The organism is Rhizobium sp. TRM96647 (genome assembly GCF_025780115.1).
Lineage (GTDB): Bacteria > Pseudomonadota > Alphaproteobacteria > Rhizobiales > Rhizobiaceae > Mycoplana.
Window position 1 is genome coordinate 160,720 of the sequence record NZ_JAOXHF010000001.1, and the last position, 23,546, is coordinate 184,265.

Consider the following 23,546-nt stretch of genomic DNA (forward strand, 5'->3'; position numbering starts at 1 on the left):
GGAGAAAAGGGAAAAAGCGGAACTGAGGTCAGAGCTGCTGGAACCGCGCGTCCGGATCCGCGGCCAGCGAGGACACGCAATGGTGCTCCAACGCCCTGGTGACGTCGACCGGATCGCCGGCCAGTTGCTCCGGCCGGATCATGTTGCCGACGGTGAATTCGAAGCGGTTGCTCTTCTTGTTCAGAAGCTCGTGGAACACGGTCATGTCCCGCAGTTCCGTCGACCATTTGGCGAGCCAGTAGAACAACCCGGAATTGCGCGCCGACATATGGACGGGCAGGATCGGCAGGTCGTACTTGCGGGCCAGCGAGACGGCCGAGATCTTCCACGGCCGTTCGTTCAGCCGCCCGTTCGCCCAATAGGCGATGCGGCCGGAAGGAAAGAGGACGGCGGCCTTGCCCTCGGCGATCGCCCGGTTGGTGATCTGCAGCGTCTCGCGCGTCTTCAGCTTGCTCTTGTGCTCCTCGCGCCATTCGACCGGGATGATCATCTCGACGAAGCGCGGATTGACCCGGATGGCATCACGGTTGGCGAAGAACATCATGTCGGGCCGCCGGCGCTTCATCAGGTCGAACACGGCGACGCCGTCGGCGATCCCCGTCGGATGGTTGCTGACGAGCAGGAAGCCGCCCTTTTCCGGAATGCGTTCCTCGTTGCGCACCGCCACGTCCAGTTCCAGCGCCGAACTCAGGAATTCGAAGGCCTGGAAGCCGGGCATGTTGGCGACGGCATCGGCGAACTCGATCGCCCGGCGATAATTGAGGAGCGTATAGAGGAACGGCCGCATCACCGGCCACAGGGGATGCTCGACGATGCGGGTGCCGCGCTCTGCGATCAGCGTATCGACGATGTGGCCGGGCTGCCCGTGCGAGACGAGCGCCACCGTCTCGGCGAGATGCCCGAACGCTGTTCCCGAATCACGTCTTGCCATGGGTCCGCCTGCTCGAGTCCAGCTTCCTATCGCAGTTCCATATGATCTAAGCGTGACAGGAACGATGTCAATGTTAACAAATCCCTAACCGCACGGACCGCAAGATGGACCGCCCGCAGCAACAGGTGGCGAACATGGATCAACTGCTCATCATCGCCGACCCGGCCCTGCTTTCCGAGCGCGCAGCATGGCTTTCGGCGCTGGCCGAAGAACGGCGGCTTTCGGACAATACGCTGGAGGCCTATGAACGCGACACGCGCCAGTTCCTGGCATTCCTCACCGGCCACCTCGCCTCGCCGGCACGCCTGAAGGACATCGGCAACCTGCGGCCGGCGGACCTGCGCGGCTTTCTTGCCGCACGCCGGAGAGACGGAGCCGGCGCGCGCACGCTCGGCCGTGGGCTTGCGGGCCTGCGCTCCTTCCTGCGCCACCTGGAGCGCAAGGGCCTTGTCAACGCAGCCGGCGCGGCTGCGATCCGCTCGCCGAAGCAGCCGAAATCCCTGCCCAAGCCCCTGACCGACGTGCAGGCGCTCGCCGTTGTCGATGCCGGCGCGCAATTGTCGGAGGAGCCCTGGATCAGCGTGCGCAACGCCGCGGTGCTGACGCTACTCTACGGCTGCGGCCTGCGCATCTCCGAAGCCTTGGCATTGACGCCGGAGGACTTCGCCGACGCGCCTGCGGCGCTGCGCATCACCGGCAAGGGCGGCAAGACCCGTATCGTCCCGCTCCTGCAGGCGGCGCGGGACGGCGTCGGGGACTACCTGCGCCTTTGCCCCTTCCCGCTCGCCCGCGACAAGCCGCTCTTTCGCGGCGCCCGCGGCGGCACGCTGCAACCGGCGATCATCCAGCGCGAGATGCAGAAGCTGCGCGGCGCCCTTGGCCTGCCCGACAGCGCCACCCCGCATGCGCTTCGCCACTCCTTCGCCACCCATCTTCTCGCCGGCGGCGGCGACCTGCGCACGATCCAGGAGCTGCTGGGGCACGCGAGCCTTTCGACGACCCAGGTCTATACCGGCGTCGATTCGGCCAGGCTGCTGGAGATCTACGACCGCGCCCATCCCCGCGCCTGAGCCTGCCGCAGGGTCGCCACGGCACGTCGTCACAATGGGCCGGGCTTTGCGTCCGCGCGCCGCCCGTTAAGGGATTGTGAGGGCCGGACGGCTAGGGTTGAGCGAAAATCGCAAGGACGTCGCAGGGACACCGAACACCATGAACCGATCGCCTCTCCTGCCGCGGGCAGCCTTCCCAGACCGCCTGGCCGATACGATGCTGTGGCTCGCAGCCTCGCTGCATGTCCTCGTCGCTGCGTCCCTCCTCTTCGTCCTGCTGTCGCTGTCGCCCGCAAATGCCGCCGAGCCGGTCGCCTGCGCGGGCAAGAACCTGCTTCCCGAGCTGCAGGCGAGCGATCCGGCCGCCTATGCGAAGCTGGTCGGGGAAGCGAAGGCGTCGCCGAACGGCGAAGGCATCTTCTGGAAGATCGAGAAAGCGGGCACGCCGCCCTCCTACCTGCTCGGCACCATGCACGTGACCGATCCGCGGGTGATCGCGATGCCGGAGGCGGCGCAGGCAGCCTACACCGAAGCACGGACGGTCGTCGTCGAATCCGACGAAATCGCCGATGCGAAGAAGGCGAGTGCGACGATCCTCGCCCGCCCCGACCTCACCATGTTCACCGACGGCCGGACGATTACCGGATTGCTGGACGAGAAGGACGCCGCAGCCCTCGCCGATGGCCTGAAGGCGCGCGGCCTCTCGCTTGCGGCGATGGCGCGCATGAAGCCGTGGATGATCATGAGCTTCGTGGCCATTCCCTCCTGCGAAATGGCCCGCAAGCAGGCGGGCATCGCCTTCCTCGACCAGAAGCTCGCGCAGAACGCGATCGAAGACGGCAAGACGCTGAAGGGGCTGGAGACGATGGTCGAACAGATCACGGCACTCGACAGCCTGCCGCTCGAGCCGCAACTGGCCGGCCTGCTCCAGGTGGTCCAGCTCGGCGACGGCATAGAAGACGTCATCGAGACGATGAGCCAGCTCTATCTCTCCGGACAGACCGGCATGATCATGCCGTTGATGCGCATGCCGCCACCGGGCACCGAAGGCGACGACAGCGGCTACGCCGATTTCGAGCAGCGCATCATCATCGACCGCAACCACCGCATGGCCGAGCGCGCCGCCCCCATCCTCGCCGATGGCAACGTCTTCATCGCCGTCGGCGCCCTGCACCTGCCGGGCAGGGAAGGCGTGGTGGAACTGCTGCGCGCGGAAGGTTTCACGATGACGCCGGTGCGATAGCACCGGTCGAACCCGGCAGCCATTGAACGCACACACGACAAAAGGAAGGCCCCGGTCCGCACTCGCAGACCGGGGCCTGATCTTTTCCGGGCCGGGCCGGGCCGGGCCGGATTACATGTGGATCGGCTTGAAGAAGGCGCCGAGCGCTGCTTCCTTGACCGCTTCCGACATGGTCGGGTGGGCATGGCAGGTGCGGCCGAGATCCTCGGCCGAGCCGCCGAACTCCATCAGTACGGTGATTTCGTGGATCATCTCGCCGGCGCCGAAGCCGACAATGTGGCCGCCGAGCACGCGATCGGTCTCCTTGTCGGCGAGGATCTTGACGAAGCCGTCGGTGGCGAGCATGGCACGCGCGCGGCCATTGGCCGAGAACGGGAACTTGCCGACCTTGTAGGCGACGCCCGCAGCCTTCAGCTCCTCTTCGGTCTTGCCGACGGAGGCGACTTCCGGCTGGGTGTAGACCACGCTCGGGATCACGTCGTAGTTCACGTGGCCGGCCTGGCCGGCAAGGATCTCGGCCAGCGCCACACCCTCGTCCTCGGCCTTGTGGGCCAGCATCGGGCCGCGCACGACGTCGCCGATGGCATAGATGCCGGCAACGTTGGTCTGGAAGTGGCCGTCGATCTCGACGCGGCCGCGGCTGTCGAGCGCGACGCCGGCTTCTGCCAGGCCCAGCCCGTCCGTATAGGGCCGGCGTCCGGTGGCGATCAGCACCACATCGGCTTCGATCGTGGTCGCCTCGCCGCCCTTGACCGGTTCGAAGGTCACCTTCGCGCCGGACTTGGTCTTCTCGACGCCGGTCACCTTCGCGCCGACGCGGATATCCATGCCCTGCTTGGCCAGCATGCGCTGGAACTGCTTGGAGACCTCGCCGTCCATGCCGCCGAGGATCGTGTCGAGGTATTCGACGACCGTGACCTTCGAACCGAGGCGCATCCACACCGAGCCGAGCTCGAGCCCGATCACGCCGCCGCCGACGACGATCAGGTTCTCCGGCACCTTCTCCAGGGCGATCGCGCCGGTGGAGGAGACGATCACCGTCTCGTCGATGTCGACCTTGACGCCCGGGATGCCGGCGACGTCGGAGCCTGTGGCGATCACGATCGCCTTCGTCTCCAGCACCTGCTCCTCACCCTTGTCGTTGGTGACGGCGACCTTGCCGGCGCCCAGCACCTTGCCGGTGCCCTGGATACCGTCGATCTTGTTCTTCTTGAACAGGAAGGCGACGCCGTCGACGTTGGACTTCACCGTCGCATCCTTGTGACCCAGCATCTTTTCAAGGTTCAGCTTCGGCGCCAGCCCCTCGATGCCGAGGCTGTCCATGCCATGGGCGGCGTGGCTGTACATTTCGGAAGCGTGCAGCAAGGCCTTGGAGGGGATGCAGCCGATGTTGAGGCAGGTGCCACCATAGGTCGCGCGCTTCTCGACGACGGCGACCTTCAGGCCGAACTGGGCCGCCTTGACGGCGCAGACGTAGCCGCCCGGACCGGAACCGATAACAACGAGATCATATGCCATTGAATGTCCTTCCTGAGCGCGGACGGCCTACCGGCCGCCGCTGACGTTGAGGGCGGCACCCGTGACATAGGATGCCGCGTCGGAGAGTAGATAGAGAACGGACTGCGCCACTTCGTCGGCCGTGCCCGGCCGCTGCATCGGAATGGCCGAAGCCATCTCGCGCGCCCGGTCCGGCAGGCCGCCGGAAGCGTGGATGTCGGTGTCGATGATGCCGGGACGCACCAGGTTGACGCGGATGCCTTCGGCGGCGATCTCACGTGCAAGGCCGATGGTGAAGCTCTCGATGGCGCCCTTGGTCGCGGCATAGTCGACATATTGCCCGGCCGCGCCGATCAGGGCCGCCATGGAGGAAATGTTGACGATCGACCCGCCGCGGCCGCCATGGCGGGTGGACATGCGCCGGATCGCTTCCTGCGCGCAGCGGATCGAGCCGATCACGTTGACGGCGAACAGGCGGTCGAGCCGCTCGACGCCGATCTCGTCCAGCCGGGCGGGGTGGCCGATGATGCCCGCATTGTTGACGAGCCCGTCGAGCCGCGAAAACGTCGCATCCACCGCGGAGAAGATCGAGGCAAGCCCCGCCTCGGTGCCGACGTCGCCCTCCACCGCCACGGCCGACCCGCCGCCCTTGCGGATGTCGTCGACCACTGCATTGGCAGCGTCAGCGTTCGAGGCATAGTTGACCGCCACCTGCCAGCCGGCCGCAGCCGCCAGCCTGCAGACGCTGGCACCGATACCGCGGCTTCCGCCGGTCACGAGCAGGACGGGACTGTCGATCATTGCGCACACCCCTTATAGACCAGGACGTCCCAGGGAACGCTGGTGAGCTTGTTTTCTTCCCAGGCATTGGAATAGCGAAGCGCTGGACCGAAACCGGAAAGCAGCAGCCTCTCGGCGGCGTCCGCCCCTTCCTCGGGCACGGTCTCGCCGATATCCCCGTCTGAGCCGACCGGATAGATCACCCCTTCCCAGACGGTGCAGGCGGCGATCTCCTCGCCGGTTACGTCACCCGTCGGGCAATTGTGCATGACCATGCCGTTCGACCGCGCCACCTCGTCGCCGGGCATGATATGGCCGTTCAGGAACAGCGCGCCCTTCACCTGCCGGATCTTGAACAGATGGCTGACCACTGCCGCCTCCGACCCGACCGGCTCGAAGGCGAGTTCGTAGACCCCGTCCCTGTCGACATAGATCGCCTGCGCCTGCGGGCACGGCGCCGCCAGCGACGCGCTCGCAAGCGAGATCGAAAGGACCGATGCCATCAGGAGAGGGCGGCAGACGCGCATGGATCAACCGGCCCGTTCCGTCGCAAGCTTGATGCCGAGCGCGATGAAGACGACCCCGCTGGTGCGATCGATCCACTGGCTGGCGCGCGAGAAGGCCGCGCGCATCCTCGGCGTCGTCATGAACAGGGACACGCCGACGAACCAGGCGATCAGGCAGCTCGCCATGACGAGCCCGTAGCCGAACTTCACCATGATCGGCGTATGCGCACTGACGACGGTGGAGAAGATCGACAGGAAGAAGAACACTGCCTTGGGGTTCAGCGCGTTCGCCATGAAGCCGAGGCCGAAGGCCCGCAGCGCCGGCTGTCGCCTGCCGTCTGCTGCGCCTCCAGCCACCGGCGCTTCGATCTCCGTCCGGCCGGCCCTGAGCGCCTTGATGCCGATATAGACGAGATAGGCGACGCCGCACCATTTGACGATGTTGAACAGATAGATCGACTGGGAGATGATCAGGCCGAGGCCCAGGATCGTGTAGCTGACGTGGAACATCAGCGAGGCGCCGATGCCGAACGAGGTGATGATCGCCGACCGCCTGCCGTGCACGATCGACTGGCGCATGACCATGGCGAGGTCGGCGCCGGGGGAGACGATGGCGAAGGCGAAGATCGCCATCAGCGAAGCAAGTTCGATCAGGTAGCTATGCATTCCAGTCTCCGGTGCGCCCGAACGGCGGACGCGGCGCGTCGATCACAAGACGAGGGCAGCGAACATCACGAAAAGTCCGGCCAGCGAGCCGAGCCAGACCAGCGAGCGGACATAGGCGATGCCCGCCAGATAGAGCGGTATGTAGAGAATGCGGCAGGCGAACCACAACAGCGCGCCGCTATGGCCCCAGCCGGACGGATCGCCCGAAAGGGCCAGCGCCAGCGCGAGGCCGACGAAGGCCGGATAGGTCTCGCGCAGGTTGGCGGAAGCCCGCTCCACCCGCCCGGCGAGCTTGCCGAGCGGCTTGGCCTCCCCGTCGCGCGGGCCGGCGTTCCAGTCCGCCCCGCGGTCGTGGGTCGCCAGCGCGCCCTGCAGCATCACCTGGAAGACGAGCAGCGCCGCGCTCCACGCCACGAGCGTGACAAACGGTGAAGCGGCGAGCGCTGCGGCGTCCATCCCGGCTGGTCCTTACAGGTCCAGGACGAGGCGTTCCGGATCTTCCAGGCTTTCCTTGACCCGGACCAGGAACGTCACGGCTTCCTTGCCGTCGACGATGCGGTGATCGTAGGAGAGCGCCAGGTACATCATCGGACGGATCACGACCTGGCCACCGATCGCGACCGGGCGCTCCTGGATCTTGTGCATGCCGAGAATGCCCGACTGCGGCGCATTCAGGATGGGCGAGGACATCAGCGAGCCGTAGACGCCGCCGTTGGTGATGGTGAAGGTGCCGCCCTGCATGTCGGCCATCGACAGCGAGCCGTCACGGGCGGCCTTGGCGAGACGCGCCAGTTCCTTCTCGATCTCGGCGATCGACATCTGGTCGGCGTCGCGGATGACCGGGACCACGAGGCCCTTGTCGGTGCCAACGGCCATGCCGATGTGGCAGAAGTTCTTGTAGATGATGTCGGTGCCGTCGATCTCGGCGTTGACCGCCGGAAGCTCCTTCAGCGCGTGCGTGATCGCCTTGGTGAAGAAGCCCATGAAGCCGAGCTTCACGCCGTGCTTCTTCTCGAAGATCTCCTTGTACCTGGTGCGCAGGTCCATGACCGCCTTCATGTCCACCTCGTTGTAGGTGGTCAGCATGGCGGCGGTGTTCTGGGCATCCTTCAGACGCTTGGCGATGGTCTGGCGCAGGCGCGTCATCTTCACGCGTTCCTCGCGCGGAGCATCGGCCTCGGAGGACGGGGCGCGGGCCTGGATCTGGATCTGGATCGGCGCGGCAGAAGCTGCCGGAGCGGAGATGCCCTTGGCGACGGCAGCGAGCACGTCGCCCTTCAGCACCTGGCCGCGCTTGCCGGAGCCGTCGACCTGGTCTGCCGAAAGGTTGTTCTCGGCGAGCATCTTTGCGGCCGCCGGAGCCGGCGGCATCGAGGAGGAAGCTGCTGCCGGCGCTGCTGCGGCGGGTGCCGGCTCGGCAGCCTTGGCGGCGGGAGCTGCGGCACCGGCGGAAGCGCCTTCGGCGATCTGGCCGAGCAGGGCCCCGAGACCGACCGTCTCGCCGTTCGCCGCCACGATCTCGGACAGCACGCCGGAGGCCGGTGCCGGCACTTCGACGGTCACCTTGTCGGTTTCCAGTTCGACGAGCGGTTCGTCCGCCTTGACGGCATCGCCGACCTTCTTGAACCAGGTGCCGACGGTCGCTTCGCTGACGGATTCGCCGAGGGTCGGAACGCGGATTTCAGTAGCCATTGTTCAAGTCCTGAAATGTTGATTGGTTGAATTTCGTTGCGGATCCGGCGTGTTACGACCGGAGGATCAGGGTCGGCACGGGCGCGATGTCGTACCGGAAGCCGATATCGGCAAGGATCACCGGATCGGCATCGGCGAGCAATAGCGCCGCATCGGCATTCTCCACTTCGACGAGGGCCATGCCCCACGCCCCCTCGCCTTCGAAGACCGGGCCGGCGGCGATCGCCGTCCCGGCCGTGGCCTTCTCGCGCCAGTAGTCTGCATGCCGGTCCATGGCCTTCATCTCAGGCTCCGTCGCGTCATGCGGGAAGGTGGGGCGCGGCGGCACGAGTCTCAAGTGGAAATATGCCATCGCGCCGCCCTCCCCTTAGCCGCCGAGCGCGTCCTCGAGGAACGCCGCCAGTTGCGCGAGATGCTTGGACATCAGGCCCGTCGCCGGCGACGCCGCTGCCGGGCGGCCGGTGTAGCGGACGCGCTGGTGCTTGGCATCGATGTGGGCGAGCACCCACTCCAGGTAGGGGTCGATGAACGACCAGGCGCCCATGTTCTTCGGCTCTTCCTGGCACCAGACCATCTCCGCATGACGGAAGCGCGACAGCTCGTTGATGAGCGCCTTGGCCGGGAACGGATAGAGCTGCTCCAGGCGCAGCAGGTAGACGTCGTCGATACCCCGCTTCTCGCGCTCCTCGAGCAGGTCGTAGTAGACCTTGCCCGAGCACATGACGACGCGACGGATCTTGGCGTCCTTCTGCAGCTTGATCGGGCCGTCCTTAATCACCTCTGCGTCGTCCCACAGCAGGCGGTGGAACGAGCTCTCGCCGGCAAGCTCCGACAGGCTCGAGACTGCCCGCTTGTGGCGCAGCAGCGACTTCGGCGTCATCAGGATCAGCGGCTTGCGGAAGTCGCGCTTGATCTGCCGGCGCAGGATATGGAAGTAGTTCGCCGGCGTCGTGACGTTGGCGACCTGCATGTTGTCTTCCGCGCAAAGCTGCAGGAAGCGTTCGAGGCGGGCGGACGAATGCTCCGGCCCCTGGCCCTCGTAGCCGTGCGGCAGCAGGCAGACGAGGCCCGACATGCGTAGCCACTTGCGCTCGCCCGACGAGATGAACTGGTCGAACACCACCTGGGCGCCGTTGGCGAAGTCGCCGAACTGGGCTTCCCATAGCGTCAGCGCATTCGGCCGCGCCAGCGAGTAGCCGTATTCGTAGCCGAGCACCGCCTCTTCCGAGAGCATCGAGTTGATGACCTCGTAGCGCGCCTGGGTCGGCGACAGGTTCGCCAACGGAATGAAGCGCTCCTCGGTCTCCTGGTCGTAGAGCACCGAATGGCGCTGCGAGAAGGTGCCGCGCTCGCAATCCTGGCCGGACAGGCGGATCTTGGTACCCTCGACGGCCAGAGAGCCGAAGGCCATCGCCTCGCCCATCGCCCAGTCGAGACCTTCGCCGGTCTCGATCATCTGGGCGCGGTTGTCCATGAAGCGCTGGATCGTGCGGTGCGCCTTGAAACCATCAGGAATGGTGGAGAGCTTGCGGCCGATCTCCTTCAGTTGCTTCATCGGCACCGAGGTCTTGCCGCGACGCTGCTCGTCGGCATTGTCGGCCGTGCGCAGGCCCGACCAGACGCCATCCAGCCAGTCGGCCTTGTTCGGCTTGTAGGACTGGCCGGCGTCGAACTCCTGCTCCAGGTTCGCGCGCCAGTCGGCCTTCATCTTCTCCAGTTCGCCCTCGGTGATCAGCCCCTCGTCGATCAGGCGCTGGCCGTAGATCTGCACGACCGTCTTGTGGGCGCGGATCGCCTTGTACATCTTCGGCTGCGTGAACGCCGGCTCGTCGCCTTCGTTGTGACCGAAGCGACGGTAGCAGAACATGTCGAGCACGACCGGCTTGTGGAACTTCATCCGGTATTCGGTGGCGATCTTGGCGGCGTAGACGACCGCTTCCGGATCGTCGCCGTTGACGTGGAAGATCGGCGCCTCGATCATCTTGGCGACGTCGGACGGATAGGGCGACGAGCGCGAGAAGGCCGGATTGGTGGTGAAGCCGATCTGGTTGTTGATGATGACGTGCATCGTCCCGGCGACGCGATAGCCGCGCAGGCCGGACAGGCCGAGGATCTCGGAAATGACGCCCTGGCCGGCAAAGGCCGCGTCGCCATGGATCAGAAGCGGCATCACCTTGACGCGCTCGCGCAAGGGGATGATGTCGCCTTCGAAGACGGTCGCCATCTGGTCCTGCTTGGCGCGCGCCTTGCCCATGACGACCGGGTTGACGATCTCCAGGTGCGAGGGGTTCGCCGTCAGCGACAGGTGGACCTTGTTGTTGTCGAACTCACGGTCTGACGAGGCGCCGAGGTGGTACTTCACGTCGCCCGAGCCTTCCACGTCGTCGGGCGCATAGGAGCCGCCCTTGAACTCGTGGAAGATCGCCCGGTGCGGCTTGGCCATCACCTGGGAGAGCACGTTCAGTCGGCCACGATGGGCCATGCCGAGGACGATCTCCTTCAGGCCTTCCTGGCCACCGCGCTTGATGATCTGTTCCAGTGCCGGGATCAGCGCTTCGCCGCCATCGAGGCCGAAACGCTTGGTGCCCTTGTACTTGACGTCGATGAACTGCTCGAAGCCTTCCGACTCGATCAGCTTCTGCAGGATTGCCTTCTTGCCTTCCGGCGTGAAGTCGACGCCCTTGTCGGGGCCCTCGATGCGCGCCTGGATCCATGCCTTGATCTCCGGATCGGAGATGTGCATGAACTCGACGCCGAGCGTCGAACAATAGGTCCGCTCGAGGATCTCCAGCATCTGCGGGATCGTCCCGTATTCGAGGCCGAGCACGTTGTCGAGGAAGATCGGGCGGCTGTAGTCGGCTTCCGAGAAGCCGTAGGACTTCGGCGACAGCTCGTCATAGTCCTCCACCGGATCGGCGAGGCCGAGCGGATCGAGCTTGGCGTGCAGGTGGCCGCGCATGCGGTAGGCGCGGATCATCATGATGGCGCGCACGCTATCGCGGCTCGCCTGCTGGACGTCACTGGCGTTGACCGGGACGCCGGTCGAGGCCGCCGTCTCCTCGGCCTTCGCCTTGATCTTCTTCTCCACGGCCTTTTCGACCGTGCCCCAGTCGCCGTCGAGCGCCGATACGAGCTCGCCATTGGCGGCGATCGGCCAGTTCTTCTTCTTCCAGGACGCGCCCTGTGCCGCCTTCAGGATATCGGCCGGCCGGTCGTCGAGAGCCTTGAAGAAGCCCTGCCATTCGGGCGCCACGGAGGACGGGTCCTGCTCGTAGCGGGCATAGAGCTGTTCGATATAGGCTGCGTTGGCGCCGTCGAGGAACGACGTCACCTGAAACTGTTCGTTGGCGTCTTGTCTTGCCATGGTCGCTCGCGGGCGCCGCGCCCGCCTCCTGACTTCAATCAACCCCGGAAGGTGCGCCGGGGGAAACGCCCGCCCGCAAAGCGCGTCCACGTCGACGCGCCGGGCGATGGGAACTGACGGCCGGCGCGTCGCCGGCCGCCCTTGTCGTCAGTCTCAGCCCTTCAGGACTTCGACGAGGGTCTTGCCGAGGCGCGCCGGGGACGGCGACACCTTGATGCCGGCCGCTTCCATGGCCGCGATCTTCGATTCCGCGTCGCCCTTGCCGCCGGAGACGACGGCGCCGGCATGGCCCATGGTGCGGCCCTTCGGCGCCGTCCGGCCGGCGATGAAACCGGCCATCGGCTTCTTGCGGCCCTTCTTGGCTTCGTCGATGAGGAACTGCGCCGCATCTTCCTCGGCCGAGCCGCCGATCTCGCCGATCATGATGATCGAGGTCGTCGCTTCGTCGGCGAGGAACATCTCCAGCACGTCGATGAACTCGGTGCCCTTGACCGGGTCGCCGCCGATGCCGACAGCTGTGGTCTGGCCGAGGCCTTCATTGGAGGTCTGGAACACGGCTTCATAGGTCAGCGTGCCGGAGCGCGAGACGATGCCGACCGAACCCTTGCGGAAGATCGAGCCCGGCATGATGCCGATCTTGCATTCTTCCGGCGTCAGGATGCCCGGGCAGTTCGGACCGAGCAGGCGCGACTTCGACTTGTCGAGACGGGCCTTCACCCGCACCATGTCCATGACCGGGATGCCCTCGGTGATGCAGGTGATGAACGGGATTTCGGCGTCGATCGCCTCGATGATCGCATCCGCGGCACCTGCCGGCGGAACATAGATCACCGACGCGTCGGCACCGGTCTTTTCCTTGGCCTCGGCGACGGTTGCGAAGATCGGCAGGCTTTCGCCCTTCGAGCCGGTCCAGGTTTCGCCGCCCTTCTTCGGGTGGATGCCGCCGACCATCTGGGTGCCGTAGTAGGCCAGAGCCTGCTCGGTATGGAAGGTGCCGGTCTTGCCGGTCAGGCCCTGAACGAGAACCTTGGTATTCTTGTTGACGAGAATAGACATCTAGCAGGTCCTCAAATTAGGCGTTGATCGCCGCGACGATCTTCTTCGCCGCGTCATCGAGATCGTCGGCGGCGGTAATAGCCAGACCGGACTCGTTGAGGATCTTCTTGCCGAGCTCGACATTGGTGCCTTCGAGGCGCACGACGAGCGGAACCTTCAGGCCAACTTCCTGAACGGCCGCGACAACGCCCTCGGCGATGACGTCGCACTTCATGATGCCGCCGAAGATGTTGACGAGGATGCCCTCGACCTTCGGGTCGGCGGTGATGATCTTGAAGGCTGCCGCGACCTTGTCCTTGCCGGCGCCGCCGCCGACGTCGCAGAAGTTCGCCGGCTCCTTGCCGTAGAGCTTGATGATGTCCATCGTCGCCATGGCGAGGCCGGCGCCGTTGACCATGCAGCCGATGTTGCCGTCGAGCGCGACATAGGCGAGATCCCACTTCGAGGCCTCGATTTCCTTGGCGTCTTCCTCGGTCTCGTCGCGCAGGCCCTTGACGTCGTCGTGGCGGAACAGCGCGTTGCCGTCGAAGGAAACCTTGGCGTCGAGAACGCGCAGATGGCCGTTCTCCATGACGATCAGCGGGTTGATCTCGAGAAGAGCCATGTCCTTCTCGCTGAACGCCTTGTAGAGGATCGGAAACAGCGCCTTCGCATCTTCCGCGGCAACGCCCGACAGTTCGAGTGCTTTGGAGATCTTCGCGACGTCGTCGGCCGTGACGCCGGCTTCCGGATCGATGGCGATCGTATGGATCTTCTCGGGCGTATCGTGGGCGACCGCCTCGATGTCCATGCCGCCCTCGGTCGAGACGACGAAGGCGACCTTGCCGACCGAACGGTCGACCAGCAGCGAGCAGTAGAGTTCGCGGGCGATGTCGGCGCCATCTTCGATGTAGAGGCGGTTGACCTGCTTGCCGGCCTCGCCCGTCTGCGCGGTCACCAGCGTGTTGCCGAGCATGTCCTTGGCGTGGGAGACGACTTCGTCGATCGACTTCGCCAGGCGAACGCCGCCCTTGGCGTCGGGGCCGAGTTCCTTGAACTTGCCCTTGCCGCGGCCGCCCGCATGGATCTGGCTCTTGACGACGTAGAGCGGGCCCGGAAGCTTCTTCGCAGCAGCCTCGGCCTCTTCGACCTTGAGGATGGCCACGCCCTCGGCGACCGGTGCGCCGTAGCTCTTCAGCAGGGCCTTGGCCTGATATTCATGGATATTCATGGGAGGTTTCCTCTCTCTTGGCCGAAGCGGTTACTTCAGCGCCGGAGCGATGTTGATGCAGGCTTCGCACAGGCCGGCGACGGCGCCGACGGACTTGTCGAAGGCTTCCTGCTCGTTCTTGTTGAGGTCGATCTCGACGATGCGCTCGACGCCGCCGGCACCGAGGACGACCGGGACGCCGACATACATATCCTTCACGCCGTACTGGCCCGACAGGTAGGCGGCGCACGGCAGCACGCGCTTCTTGTCCTTCAGGAAGGACTCGGCCATCTCGATCGCGGACGCGGCCGGCGCGTAGTAGGCCGAGCCGGTCTTGAGCAGGCTGACGATCTCCGCGCCGCCGTCACGGGTGCGCTGGATGATCTGCTCCAGCCGCTCCTGCGTGCACCAGCCCATCTTGACGAGGTCGGTCAGCGGAATGCCGGCAACGGTCGAATAGCGGGCGAGCGGCACCATCGTGTCGCCATGGCCGCCGAGCACGAACGCGGTGACGTCCTGGACGGAAACGTTGAATTCCTCGGAGAGGAACAGGCGGAAGCGGGCCGAATCCAGCACGCCGGCCATGCCGACCACCATGTTCTTCGGCAGACCGGAGAACTTCTGCAGCGCCCAGACCATGGCGTCCAGAGGATTGGTGATGCAGATCACGAAGGCGTTCGGGGCATATTTCTTGATGCCGGCGCCGACCTGTTCCATGACCTTGAGGTTGATGCCGAGCAGGTCGTCGCGGCTCATGCCCGGCTTGCGGGCGACGCCGGCGGTGACGATGCAGACGTCGGCGCCCTCGATCGCCGCGTAGTCGCTGGCGCCGGAGAGCGAGGCGTTGAAGCCTTCGACCGGCGAGGACTGGGCGATGTCGAGGCCCTTGCCCTGCGGAATGCCGTCGGCGATGTCGAACAGAACGATGTCGCCCAGTTCCTTCAGGCCGGCCAGATGCGCCAGCGTGCCACCGATCATTCCAGAACCAATAAGTGCGATCTTCTTGCGCGCCATGAAAGTGCTTCCTTTGCGATCCATCTCCCGATCGGTCGGCGTCGCAAACGCCCGGCCCATCCGGGCAAACGGATTAGCGCTCAAAGCTTTAAATATCAACTAATACTTTTTGGCATAGATATTTCAATCGGTTAGATCATGAATTTCTTACGTAAACGTAAGAAATTCCGTCGCGAGATCGTCACAATTCCGCAACGTTCCGCCGGTGGTTCTCCGCGTACTCGACGCTGCGGATCTCGATCAGCCGCGAAACCGTCCGGTCGAACTCGAAACCTTCCGTACCCTTCTTCGCAACCAGCAGGTTTTCCGGCGCGGCCGCAGCCGAGGCGAACAGGCGGGCGCCATGGTCGTAGATCGTATCGACGAGGTTGATGAAACGCTTGGTTTCGTTGCGCCGGTCGGGGCCGAGAAAGGGAATATGGTCGAGGAAGATGGTGTCGTAGCGCTTCAGGACCGCAAGGTAGTCGGCAGCGCCCATCGGCTTTTCGCAAAGATCGGCGAAGGAGAAACGGGCCGCCCGCCCGGCCGCTGCAGGAACGGCAATCTCGCGACCCCGGAAGGCGATCGTCACAGGTTTCACCGCCTTGCCCGCGGTCTCCCGCGCCCAGGCCTTGTCCATCGCCTGGTCCGCCTCGGCTCCGAGCGGATGGCGGAACACGGGCAGGCCCTCGTCCTTCTCCAGCCGGTAGTCCGTCCCCGAATCCAGCGCGACGATGTCGACGTGTTTCTTGAGCAGGTCGACGAAGGGCAGGAACAGACCGCGGTTGAGGCCGTCCTTGTAGAGATTGTCCGGCTCGACGTTCGAGGTGGCGACGAGAATGCAACCGCGCGCGAACAGTTCCGAAAACAGCCGCGACAGGATCATCGCATCGGCAATATCCGTCACCGAGAATTCGTCGAAGCACAGAAGCCGCGCCTCGGCGATCAGGGCCTCGGCCACGGGCGGCACCGGGTCTGCCTGCTTGGTTTCGCCGTTCTTCAGCTTCTGGCGGTGCCGGTGGATACGGTCGTGCACATCGGCCATGAATTCATGGAAATGGGCCCGGCGCTTGCGCTTGATCGGCACGAGCGAGAAGAACAGGTCCATGAGCATGGTCTTGCCGCGACCGACCCCGCCATGGATGTAGAGCCCGCGCGGAACGGCGGATTTCTCCGGCTTGCGCGAGGCGAACAGCCAGCCGAGCGCGCTCGACTTGCGCGCCGGCCGTTGCGCCTGGATGGCCTGAAGGAGCGTGTCGAACCGCTGCGCCATCGCGGCCTGCAGCGGGTCGGGCTGTATCTCCCCTGCCGCCACCTTTGCCTTCAGCTTGTCGGTGACGCCGTGTTCCGGATAGGCGGAGACCTTGTCCCAATCCTGCTTCATGGGCACTGCCGAAGATCTCCGTGAGGACTGGAATGTCCGCGATCAGCGCGACAGGCTGATCGGCTGGCCACCGCTGGTGGAGCCGTCGAAGCGCGAGTCCGCCGTCCGGTAGAGGCGCGCGATCTCGTTGCCGTCGCGGTTCTTCAGGACGACCTGCTTGCCGGCCACTTCCCAGGAACCCATCTGCGTCAGTTCGCCCGCGCAGCCACGGGTACCGCCGCGCGAACCGGCGCCGAGATTGGTCAAGGTCAGGAACATGTCGCACGAGGTCGGCCCGTTGCTGACGCGCCAGTTGCCGACCATGGCTTCCTTCTTGACGTCCATCGCCGAGGCCGACGCACCGGCATCTGCGCCTGGAACGCCGCCCGGCGTCGCCATCGCCGTGTCCGTGGTCGGGGCGGCCGGGAACTGGGACGAACCGCTGGTGCTGGTGGAGGGATCGGGAAGCTGGCTGGAAGAAACCGTTCCGACCGGCGCAGGCTGCAGCGGCGCGGTCGGCTGCGTATCGATGCCGCCCATGGAAGTCCGCTGGCAGCCGGCCAGCGCAAGCGCCATCATCAGTCCGCCTGCCACCTGTACAATCCGCATGTCGAAACTCCTGCCCTTCGTCGATGCTGTGGATACGCGACAATCATGGCGGCTTAACGTAAACCGACGGTTTAAATCAAGTCTTAGCCATCATGTTTCGCTGCGGTCCATGGCTATGGAACCCGATCGACGGCGGCAACCCCTTACGAAAATGCCGGGCACGAGGCCCGGCATTCGCAGTGTTTCGTCCGCGTCGCGTCAGAGCCGCCGCTCCACCAGCATCTTCTTGATCTCGCCGATCGCCTTGGCCGGGTTCAGCCCCTTCGGGCAGGCCTGGGCGCAGTTCATGATCGTGTGGCAGCGATAGAGCCGGAAGGGATCCTCGAGATTGTCGAGGCGCTCGCCGGTAGCCTCGTCTCTGCTATCGATCAGCCAGCGATAGGCCTGCAGCAGCACGGCCGGGCCGAGATAGCGGTCGCCGTTCCACCAGTAGCTCGGACAGGAGGTCGAGCAGCAGGCGCACAGGATGCATTCGTAGAGGCCGTCGAGCTTCTGGCGGTCCTCGTGGCTCTGCTTCCATTCCTTGGCCGGCGTCGGCGACACCGTCTTCAGCCAGGGCTCGATCGAGCGGTGCTGGGCGTAGAAGTGCGTCAGGTCGGGCACCAGGTCCTTCACCACCGGCATGTGCGGCAGCGGATAGATCTTCACCGCCCCCTTCACCTCGTCCATGCCCTTGGTGCAGGCGAGCGTGTTGGTGCCGTCGATGTTCATCGCGCAGGAGCCGCAGATGCCCTCACGGCAGGAGCGGCGCAGCGTCAGCGTCGGGTCGATCTTGTTCTTGATGTAGAGCAGCGCGTCCAGCACCATCGGGCCGCAGTCGTCGACATCGACATAGAACGTGTCGATCGACGGGTTCTTGCCGTCGTCGGGGCTCCAGCGATAGACGCGGAGCTCGCGGGTGTTGGTGGCGCCGGCCGGCTTCGGCCAGACCTTGCCTTCGGTGATCTGCGAGTTCTTCGGGAGGGCGAGTTCGACCATGTCCAGTTTTCCTCGGGATCAGTAGACGCGGGCCTTGGGCTCGATCTTCTTCGGATCGATCCCGTCGGCGATGAGGTCGGTATGGACCGGCCGGTAGTCGAGTTTGACGTTGCCGTTCGCATCGACCCAGGCGAGCGTGTGCTTGCGCCAGTTGACGTCGTCGCGGCCGGCGAACGGGCCGGAGGTGTAGTCCTCGCGGGCGTGGGAGCCGCGGCTTTCCTTGCGCGCCTCGGCGCCGACCACCGTGGCGATCGCGTTCGCCATCAGGTTTTCCAGTTCCAGTGTCTCCACCAGGTCGGAGTTCCAGATCAGCGACCGGTCGGAGACCTTGATGTCGGCCATCTCGCCCCAGATCTCCTTCATGCGGCGGCAGCCGCTCTCCAGCGATTCCTGTGTGCGGAACACGGCCGCGTCGTCCTGCATGGTGCGCTGCATCTTGTCGCGCAGCACCGCCGTCGGCGTACTGCCGTTGGCGTTGCGCAGCCGGTCGAAGCGTTCCATGATCCTGTCGCAGGCAGCCACGTCGAGCGCGGGAATGGGGGCGGCGCGGTCGATCACCTCGCCGGCGCGGATGGCGGCGGCGCGGCCGAAGACCACGAGATCGATCAGCGAGTTGGAGCCCAGCCGGTTGGCCCCGTGCACCGAGGCACAGCCGGCCTCGCCGACCGCCATCAGGCCGGGCGCGATGCGCTCCGGATTGGCGCTGTCGGCATTGAGCACCTCGCCCCAGAAATTCGTCGGCACGCCGCCCATGTTGTAGTGAACGGTCGGCAGAACCGGGATCGGCTCGCGGGTGACGTCGACGCCGGCGAAGATCTTCGCGCTTTCCGAGATGCCGGGAAGGCGCTCATGCAGCACGGCCGGATCGAGATGGTCGAGGTGCAGGAAGATGTGGTCCTTGTTCTTGCCGACGCCGCGGCCCTCGCGGATCTCCATCGTCATGCAGCGCGAGACGACGTCACGCGAGGCAAGGTCTTTGGCGGACGGCGCATAGCGCTCCATGAAGCGCTCGCCCTCGGAATTGACGAGATAGCCGCCCTCGCCGCGGGCACCTTCCGTGATCAGGCAGCCCGAGCCGTAGATGCCGGTCGGGTGGAACTGCACGAACTCCATGTCCTGCAAAGGCAGGCCGGCGCGCGCGATCATGCCGCCGCCGTCGCCGGTGCAGGTGTGCGCCGAGGTCGCCGAGAAGTAGGCGCGGCCATAGCCGCCCGTCGCCAGCACCACCATCTTGGCCGAGAAGCGATGGATCGTGCCGTCGTCGAGGTTCCAGGCGACGACGCCGGTGCAGCGGCCGTCGGCCGACATGATCAGGTCGAGCGCGAAGTATTCGATGAAGAATTCGGCGTTGTTGCGCAGCGACTGGCCGTAGAGCGTGTGCAGGATGGCGTGGCCGGTACGGTCGGCGACCGCGCAGGTGCGCTGCACCGGCGGGCCTTCGCCGTAGTTCTGCATGTGGCCGCCGAACGGCCGCTGGTAGATCTTGCCTTCCTCGTTGCGCGAGAAGGGAACGCCATAGTGCTCGAGCTCATAGACCGCCTTCGGCGCCTCCATGGCGAGATACTGCATGGCGTCGACGTCGCCGAGCCAGTCGGAGCCCTTCACCGTATCGTAGAGGTGCCACTGCCAGCTGTCCGGCGTCATGTTCTGCAGGGAGGCGGCGATGCCGCCTTGGGCCGCGACCGTGTGCGAACGCGTCGGGAAGACCTTGGTGATGCAGGCCGTCTTCAGGCCCTGCTCGGCCATGCCGAGTGTGGCGCGCAGCCCTGCGCCGCCCGCGCCCACGACGACCACATCGAAGGCATGGTCCACATACTGGTAGGCTTTGCCGTTTGTCGCCGGCGAGGAATTCGGTGCCATGGTGAATTATCCTGCGAAGGCGATCTTCAGGACGGCGAAAAGACAGAGCCCGCCGACCAGGACCGCAAAGAAGATATTGAGCATGAGGAGGACGATCTTGCTGCCTTCCGCGTGGACGTAGTCCTCGATGATGACCTGCATGCCGAGCTTCATGTGGTAGAGCGCCGAAAGCACGACCAGCCCCATCAGCACCGCGACGATCGGGTGCGACAGCGCCGCGCGGACCTCAGCATAGGGTGCGCCGGCGTAGCAGATGAGGAAACCGACGAAGAAAAGCATCAGCGGCACGTTGGCGACCGCCGTCATCCGCTGACGCCAGAAGTGTTCCGTGCCTTCCTTGGCCGAGCCGAGCCCGCGAACGCGGCCGAGAGGTGTACGCATGTCCATGATTGTTGTTCCTCAGCGCACCAGGAGACCGATCGCCCAGACCAGCACCGTCAATGCAAGCGACACGACCAGCGACGCCTTGGCGACCTTCGTGGCGAAATGCTTCTCGTAACCATGTCCCGTATCCCAGGCGAAGTGGCGAATGCCGCCGACCATGTGATGGAACAGCGCCCAAGTATAGCCGACCAGGATCAACGTGCCGATCCAGGTCCCGAAGAACCAGCTGACCCAGTTGAAGTAGTCCTCGCCCATCGCCGCCGCGATCAGCCACCAGGCCACGAGCACCGTGCCGAAATAGAGTGCGCCGCCGGTGATGCGGTGCACGATCGACATGACCATGGTGGGAATTGGCTTGTAGATCTGGAGATGCGGCGAGAGCGGCCGACCTTTTGTGACATTCGTCATCAGAACCCTCACGGAAATCCCGGAGAATGGCCCCGATATCTGGACATTTTCACTCCGGAATTGCACGTCGTTTGTGTGCAATGCAGTGCCGGCGACGTTTAATCGCCGGAATACGGAACCACAAGTGTCATCGACGGGCAAATTCAATTTAATCGATTAAGACAAAAGCATGGTAATGAGGGGCCTCCGGGATCGTTAACCATTGTTAACGTTTCTTACCGGTTCCTTAACCAAGCCAGTGACTTTCCAGCAAAATTGGACCAGAGTGGCTGCAAGGATCCGTCAAGCGTAACCTGGAGGCGAAACAGAATGAGTCTGTTTTCCCGAGCCTGCATGACCGCAATCGCGCTCGCCACCCTTTCGTTTTCTCTCGTCGCAGCCCCCGTGGCGGAGGCGCGAGACCGCAACGAAGGCGGCAGCCACCGCAATTTCTCCTCGCACAGTTCCACCCGCTCGCTCTCTACCCGCGCGGACCGGGGGCGCGACGACGCCTGGAAGCGCAGGCACCATGCCGACCGCGACCGTACGCGCGACGCCATCCGCGGCTCGACGAGCATGCGAACGCGGGCGTGGACGTTGCGCCGTGACCGCTGGGATCACCGCGACTGGAACCGCCGGGACTGGGGCAGAGACTGGGACCGGGCAGGCTGGAACCGCGGAAACTGGAACCGTGGAAATTGGGACAGCAGCCGCCAGGCCGGCTGGGATGGGCGCTTCGACGGCGCGCGCCGCGATGGCGAGGTGTGGCGCGATCGCGTTCGCCCCTATTACCAGGGCGCGGTCCGGCCCTACTATGCCGATGGCGGGAACGAAGATCGCAGCGGCCTCGGCAACAATTTCTACGGCGGCTCGATGTCCGCCTACGAGGATCCGGGCAACGGCAACTACTTCTATTTCGATGGCGAGTATGGCGATACATCCGGCGGCCTTCCGCCCGCCCGGCCGCAATACGGCGCCAAGGTCGTGGTGGTGTCACCCGAAACGGAAGCCGCAAGCTGCAGCTGGGAAGCCGGCGTCTGCGTCATCCGCCCGTAAGCGGTCGGTATCCTCAACTGGCCGGAACGATCGTTCCGCGAGACTGAAGCCGCCCGGCGGTCTTTATCCGTGACTGACCGTGACGTGGTGTGCGAGGCCTCCGGCCAGCAAGGCCCTCAGCCTTCCAGTTCCTCGCGCAGCATTTCCAGCTCGAGCCATTCCTCTTCCATGCGTGTCAGGTCGGCCCGCAGCGTCTCCAGTTCGCCGGCAAGGCGGTTGAAGGCCGCCTGGTCCTTCGAAAACAGCGCCGGGTCGGCCATCCTCTCCTCGCGCCCGGCGATTTCGAACTGGGCCTTCTCCATCTCCTTCGGCAGGCTTTCGAGCGCGAACTTCTGCTTGTAGGAGAGCTTGCCCCTGGCCTTGTCGGCGGGCTTCTGGACCGGGGCGGCGTCGCCGGACTTCACCTTCTCCGCCTTGTCGGCCCGGCGCCGCTCCTCGATCGCGCCGCGCCGCTGCGCCATCATGTCGGAATATCCGCCGGCATACTCGATCCACCGCCCGTCCGGCGCCTCGGGATTGGCGGGCGCAATCGTCGAGGTGACGGTGCGGTCGAGGAAGTCGCGGTCGTGGCTGACGAGGATGACCGTTCCGGAGAAGCCGGCGACGATCTCCTGCAGCAGATCCAGCGTCTCGATGTCGAGGTCGTTGGTCGGCTCGTCGAGGATCAGCAGGTTCGTGGGCCGCGACAGGATGCGGGCCAGCATCAGCCGCGCGCGCTCGCCGCCGGAAAGATTGCGGATCGGCGTGCGCGCCTGCTCCGGCTGGAACAGGAACTCCTTCATGTAGCCCGTCACGTGCCGCTGCTCACCGTTGACGATCAGGCTCTCGCCGCGCCCATCGGTGAGATAATGGGCCAGCGTATCGTCCGGATTCAGGTCCTCGCGCCGCTGGTCGAGCGTGGCGATCTCGAGATTGGTGCCGAGCTTGACCGTGCCGCTATCGGGTGCCAACTGCCCGGTCAGTATCTTCAGAAGCGTCGTCTTGCCGGCGCCGTTGGGGCCGACCAGGCCGATGCAGTCGCCGCGGTGCACCCGGATCGAGAACGGGGCGACGATCGTGCGCTCGCCATAGCTCTTGGTGACCTTGCCCGCCTCGATCACCAGCTTGCCGGATTCCTGCGCCTCGGACGCGGTGGCCTGCACGGTACCCTGCGGTCCCTTGTGCCCGCGGTGGCGCGACCGCATGCTTTGCAACTCGCCGAGACGGCGCATGTTGCGCTTGCGCCGCGCCGTCACCCCGTAGCGCAGCCAGTGCTCCTCCCGCTGGATCGCCTTTCCGAGCTTGTGCTGCTCCAGTTCCTCGGCTTCCAGCACTTCATCCCGCCAGGCTTCGAAATGGGCAAAGCCGCGGTCGAGGCGGCGCGAAGTGCCGCGGTCAAGCCAGACCGTGGCATTGGAGATCTTCTCCAGGAACCGGCGGTCGTGCGAGATGACGACGAGCGCGGAGCGGCTGCGCGTCAGCTCGTCTTCCAGCCATTCGATGGTCGGCAGGTCGAGGTGGTTGGTCGGCTCGTCGAGCAGGAGGATGTCCGGCTCTGGCGCCATCACGCGGGCGAGGGCCGCCCGCCGCGCCTCGCCGCCCGACAGGGTCGCGGGATCTTCCGCCCCGGTCAGCCCGAGATGCGACAGCAGGTAGGTGACGCGATAGGGATCGTCGCCCGGGCCAAGCCCCGCCTCCGCATAGGCGGCGACCGTGGAAAAGCCTTCGAAATCGGGGGCCTGTTCCAGGTAGCGGACGGTCGCCGACGGGTGGCGGAACACCTCGCCGGACTGCGCCTCGACCATGCCGGCCGCGATCTTCAACAGCGTCGACTTGCCGGAACCGTTGCGACCGACAAGGCAGATGCGATCGCCCGGCTCCACCTGCAGGTTCGCGCCGGCCAGAAGCGGCGTGCCGCCGAAGCTTAGGGATATGTCGTCGAGTTTCAGAATGGGCGGTGCCAA

General features: G+C 65.3%; 22 protein-coding genes. 3 read left to right on the forward strand and 19 right to left on the reverse strand.

The genetic code is table 11. The features are described 5' to 3' along the window. Positions 1-28: 28 nt before the first annotated feature. A complete protein-coding gene (locus tag OCK02_RS00760) occupies positions 29-931 on the reverse strand; it encodes a GNAT family N-acetyltransferase (RefSeq protein WP_263811338.1) in 903 nt (300 codons plus the stop codon). A gap of 134 nt (positions 932-1,065) precedes the next feature. On the opposite strand from OCK02_RS00760, the gene OCK02_RS00765 reads away from it, so the two are divergent. Together OCK02_RS00765 and OCK02_RS00770 are read left to right on the forward strand one after the other, a co-directional pair. Further along, complete coding sequence (locus OCK02_RS00765; protein WP_263811340.1) at positions 1,066-2,001, forward strand: tyrosine recombinase XerC; 936 nt, start codon at positions 1,066-1,068, stop codon at positions 1,999-2,001. A 139-nt stretch (positions 2,002-2,140) separates the two neighbouring features. Continuing rightward, positions 2,141-3,223: a TraB/GumN family protein gene (locus OCK02_RS00770; protein ID WP_263811342.1), complete on the forward strand. Its 1,083-nt coding sequence runs from the start codon at positions 2,141-2,143 to the stop codon at positions 3,221-3,223. 111 nt (positions 3,224-3,334) lie between these two features. Here the strand turns inward: OCK02_RS00770 and lpdA are convergent, their stop codons facing one another. The 17 genes from lpdA to sdhC all read right to left on the reverse strand — a co-directional run bounded on the left by lpdA (position 3,335) and on the right by sdhC (position 20,568). Then, positions 3,335-4,741: a dihydrolipoyl dehydrogenase gene (gene lpdA, locus OCK02_RS00775; protein ID WP_263811344.1), complete on the reverse strand. Its 1,407-nt coding sequence runs from the start codon at positions 4,739-4,741 to the stop codon at positions 3,335-3,337. Between the two features lie 27 nt (positions 4,742-4,768). Further along, positions 4,769-5,521: an SDR family oxidoreductase gene (locus tag OCK02_RS00780; RefSeq protein WP_263811346.1), complete on the reverse strand. Its 753-nt coding sequence runs from the start codon at positions 5,519-5,521 to the stop codon at positions 4,769-4,771. Next, entirely contained in the window at positions 5,518-6,003 is a 486-nt protein-coding gene (locus OCK02_RS00785; protein ID WP_263811348.1) for a hypothetical protein, read from the reverse strand. The genes OCK02_RS00780 and OCK02_RS00785 overlap by 4 nt, the downstream gene beginning before the upstream one ends. 27 nt (positions 6,004-6,030) lie before the next feature. Then, positions 6,031-6,672, reverse strand: coding sequence for a LysE family translocator (locus OCK02_RS00790; RefSeq protein ID WP_263811350.1), 642 nt, complete (start codon positions 6,670-6,672; stop codon positions 6,031-6,033). Positions 6,673-6,714: 42 nt separating this feature from the next. Further along, complete coding sequence (locus OCK02_RS00795; protein WP_230805942.1) at positions 6,715-7,128, reverse strand: MAPEG family protein; 414 nt, start codon at positions 7,126-7,128, stop codon at positions 6,715-6,717. A 12-nt stretch (positions 7,129-7,140) separates the two neighbouring features. Beyond that, entirely contained in the window at positions 7,141-8,364 is a 1,224-nt protein-coding gene (gene odhB / locus OCK02_RS00800; protein WP_263811355.1) for a 2-oxoglutarate dehydrogenase complex dihydrolipoyllysine-residue succinyltransferase, read from the reverse strand. Between the two features lie 52 nt (positions 8,365-8,416). Continuing rightward, the gene (locus OCK02_RS00805) at positions 8,417-8,716 is read right to left on the reverse strand and encodes a YciI family protein (RefSeq protein WP_263811356.1); all 300 of its coding nucleotides are present in this window, start codon (positions 8,714-8,716) and stop codon (positions 8,417-8,419) included. Positions 8,717-8,731: 15 nt separating this feature from the next. Then, positions 8,732-11,728: a 2-oxoglutarate dehydrogenase E1 component gene (locus OCK02_RS00810; protein ID WP_230805947.1), complete on the reverse strand. Its 2,997-nt coding sequence runs from the start codon at positions 11,726-11,728 to the stop codon at positions 8,732-8,734. Positions 11,729-11,881: 153 nt separating this feature from the next. Continuing rightward, on the reverse strand, positions 11,882-12,784 hold the full coding sequence (sucD, locus tag OCK02_RS00815) for a succinate--CoA ligase subunit alpha (RefSeq protein WP_230805949.1): 903 nt from the start codon (positions 12,782-12,784) through the stop codon (positions 11,882-11,884). A gap of 16 nt (positions 12,785-12,800) precedes the next feature. Further along, positions 12,801-13,994 (reverse strand): ADP-forming succinate--CoA ligase subunit beta, encoded by a 1,194-nt coding sequence (gene sucC, locus OCK02_RS00820; protein WP_263811359.1) that lies wholly within the window; start codon positions 13,992-13,994, stop codon positions 12,801-12,803. 30 nt (positions 13,995-14,024) lie between these two features. Beyond that, the gene (gene mdh / locus OCK02_RS00825; RefSeq protein ID WP_230805952.1) at positions 14,025-14,987 is read right to left on the reverse strand and encodes a malate dehydrogenase; all 963 of its coding nucleotides are present in this window, start codon (positions 14,985-14,987) and stop codon (positions 14,025-14,027) included. Between the two features lie 181 nt (positions 14,988-15,168). Then, a complete protein-coding gene (gene zapE, locus OCK02_RS00830) occupies positions 15,169-16,350 on the reverse strand; it encodes a cell division protein ZapE (RefSeq protein WP_263811361.1) in 1,182 nt (393 codons plus the stop codon). Positions 16,351-16,392: 42 nt separating this feature from the next. Beyond that, positions 16,393-16,938, reverse strand: a complete 546-nt coding sequence (locus OCK02_RS00835) for a protease inhibitor Inh/omp19 family protein (RefSeq protein ID WP_230805956.1) — start codon at positions 16,936-16,938, stop codon at positions 16,393-16,395. Between the two features lie 198 nt (positions 16,939-17,136). Beyond that, positions 17,137-17,916 carry a succinate dehydrogenase iron-sulfur subunit gene (locus OCK02_RS00840; RefSeq protein WP_263811365.1) on the reverse strand — a complete coding sequence of 260 codons (780 nt, stop codon included), beginning with the start codon at positions 17,914-17,916 and terminating at the stop codon, positions 17,137-17,139. Between the two features lie 18 nt (positions 17,917-17,934). Then, on the reverse strand, positions 17,935-19,776 hold the full coding sequence (gene sdhA, locus OCK02_RS00845) for a succinate dehydrogenase flavoprotein subunit (RefSeq protein WP_263811367.1): 1,842 nt from the start codon (positions 19,774-19,776) through the stop codon (positions 17,935-17,937). A 6-nt stretch (positions 19,777-19,782) separates the two neighbouring features. Beyond that, positions 19,783-20,163, reverse strand: coding sequence for a succinate dehydrogenase, hydrophobic membrane anchor protein (gene sdhD / locus OCK02_RS00850; protein ID WP_263811370.1), 381 nt, complete (start codon positions 20,161-20,163; stop codon positions 19,783-19,785). A 12-nt stretch (positions 20,164-20,175) separates the two neighbouring features. Next, positions 20,176-20,568: a succinate dehydrogenase, cytochrome b556 subunit gene (gene sdhC, locus OCK02_RS00855; RefSeq protein ID WP_263811372.1), complete on the reverse strand. Its 393-nt coding sequence runs from the start codon at positions 20,566-20,568 to the stop codon at positions 20,176-20,178. A gap of 333 nt (positions 20,569-20,901) precedes the next feature. Between sdhC and OCK02_RS00860 the strand changes: the two genes are divergently transcribed. After that, entirely contained in the window at positions 20,902-21,603 is a 702-nt protein-coding gene (locus OCK02_RS00860) for a hypothetical protein (protein WP_263811374.1), read from the forward strand. Between the two features lie 116 nt (positions 21,604-21,719). On the opposite strand, the gene OCK02_RS00865 is transcribed toward OCK02_RS00860, so the two are convergent. Continuing rightward, positions 21,720-23,546: an ABC-F family ATP-binding cassette domain-containing protein gene (locus OCK02_RS00865; RefSeq protein ID WP_263811377.1), complete on the reverse strand. Its 1,827-nt coding sequence runs from the start codon at positions 23,544-23,546 to the stop codon at positions 21,720-21,722.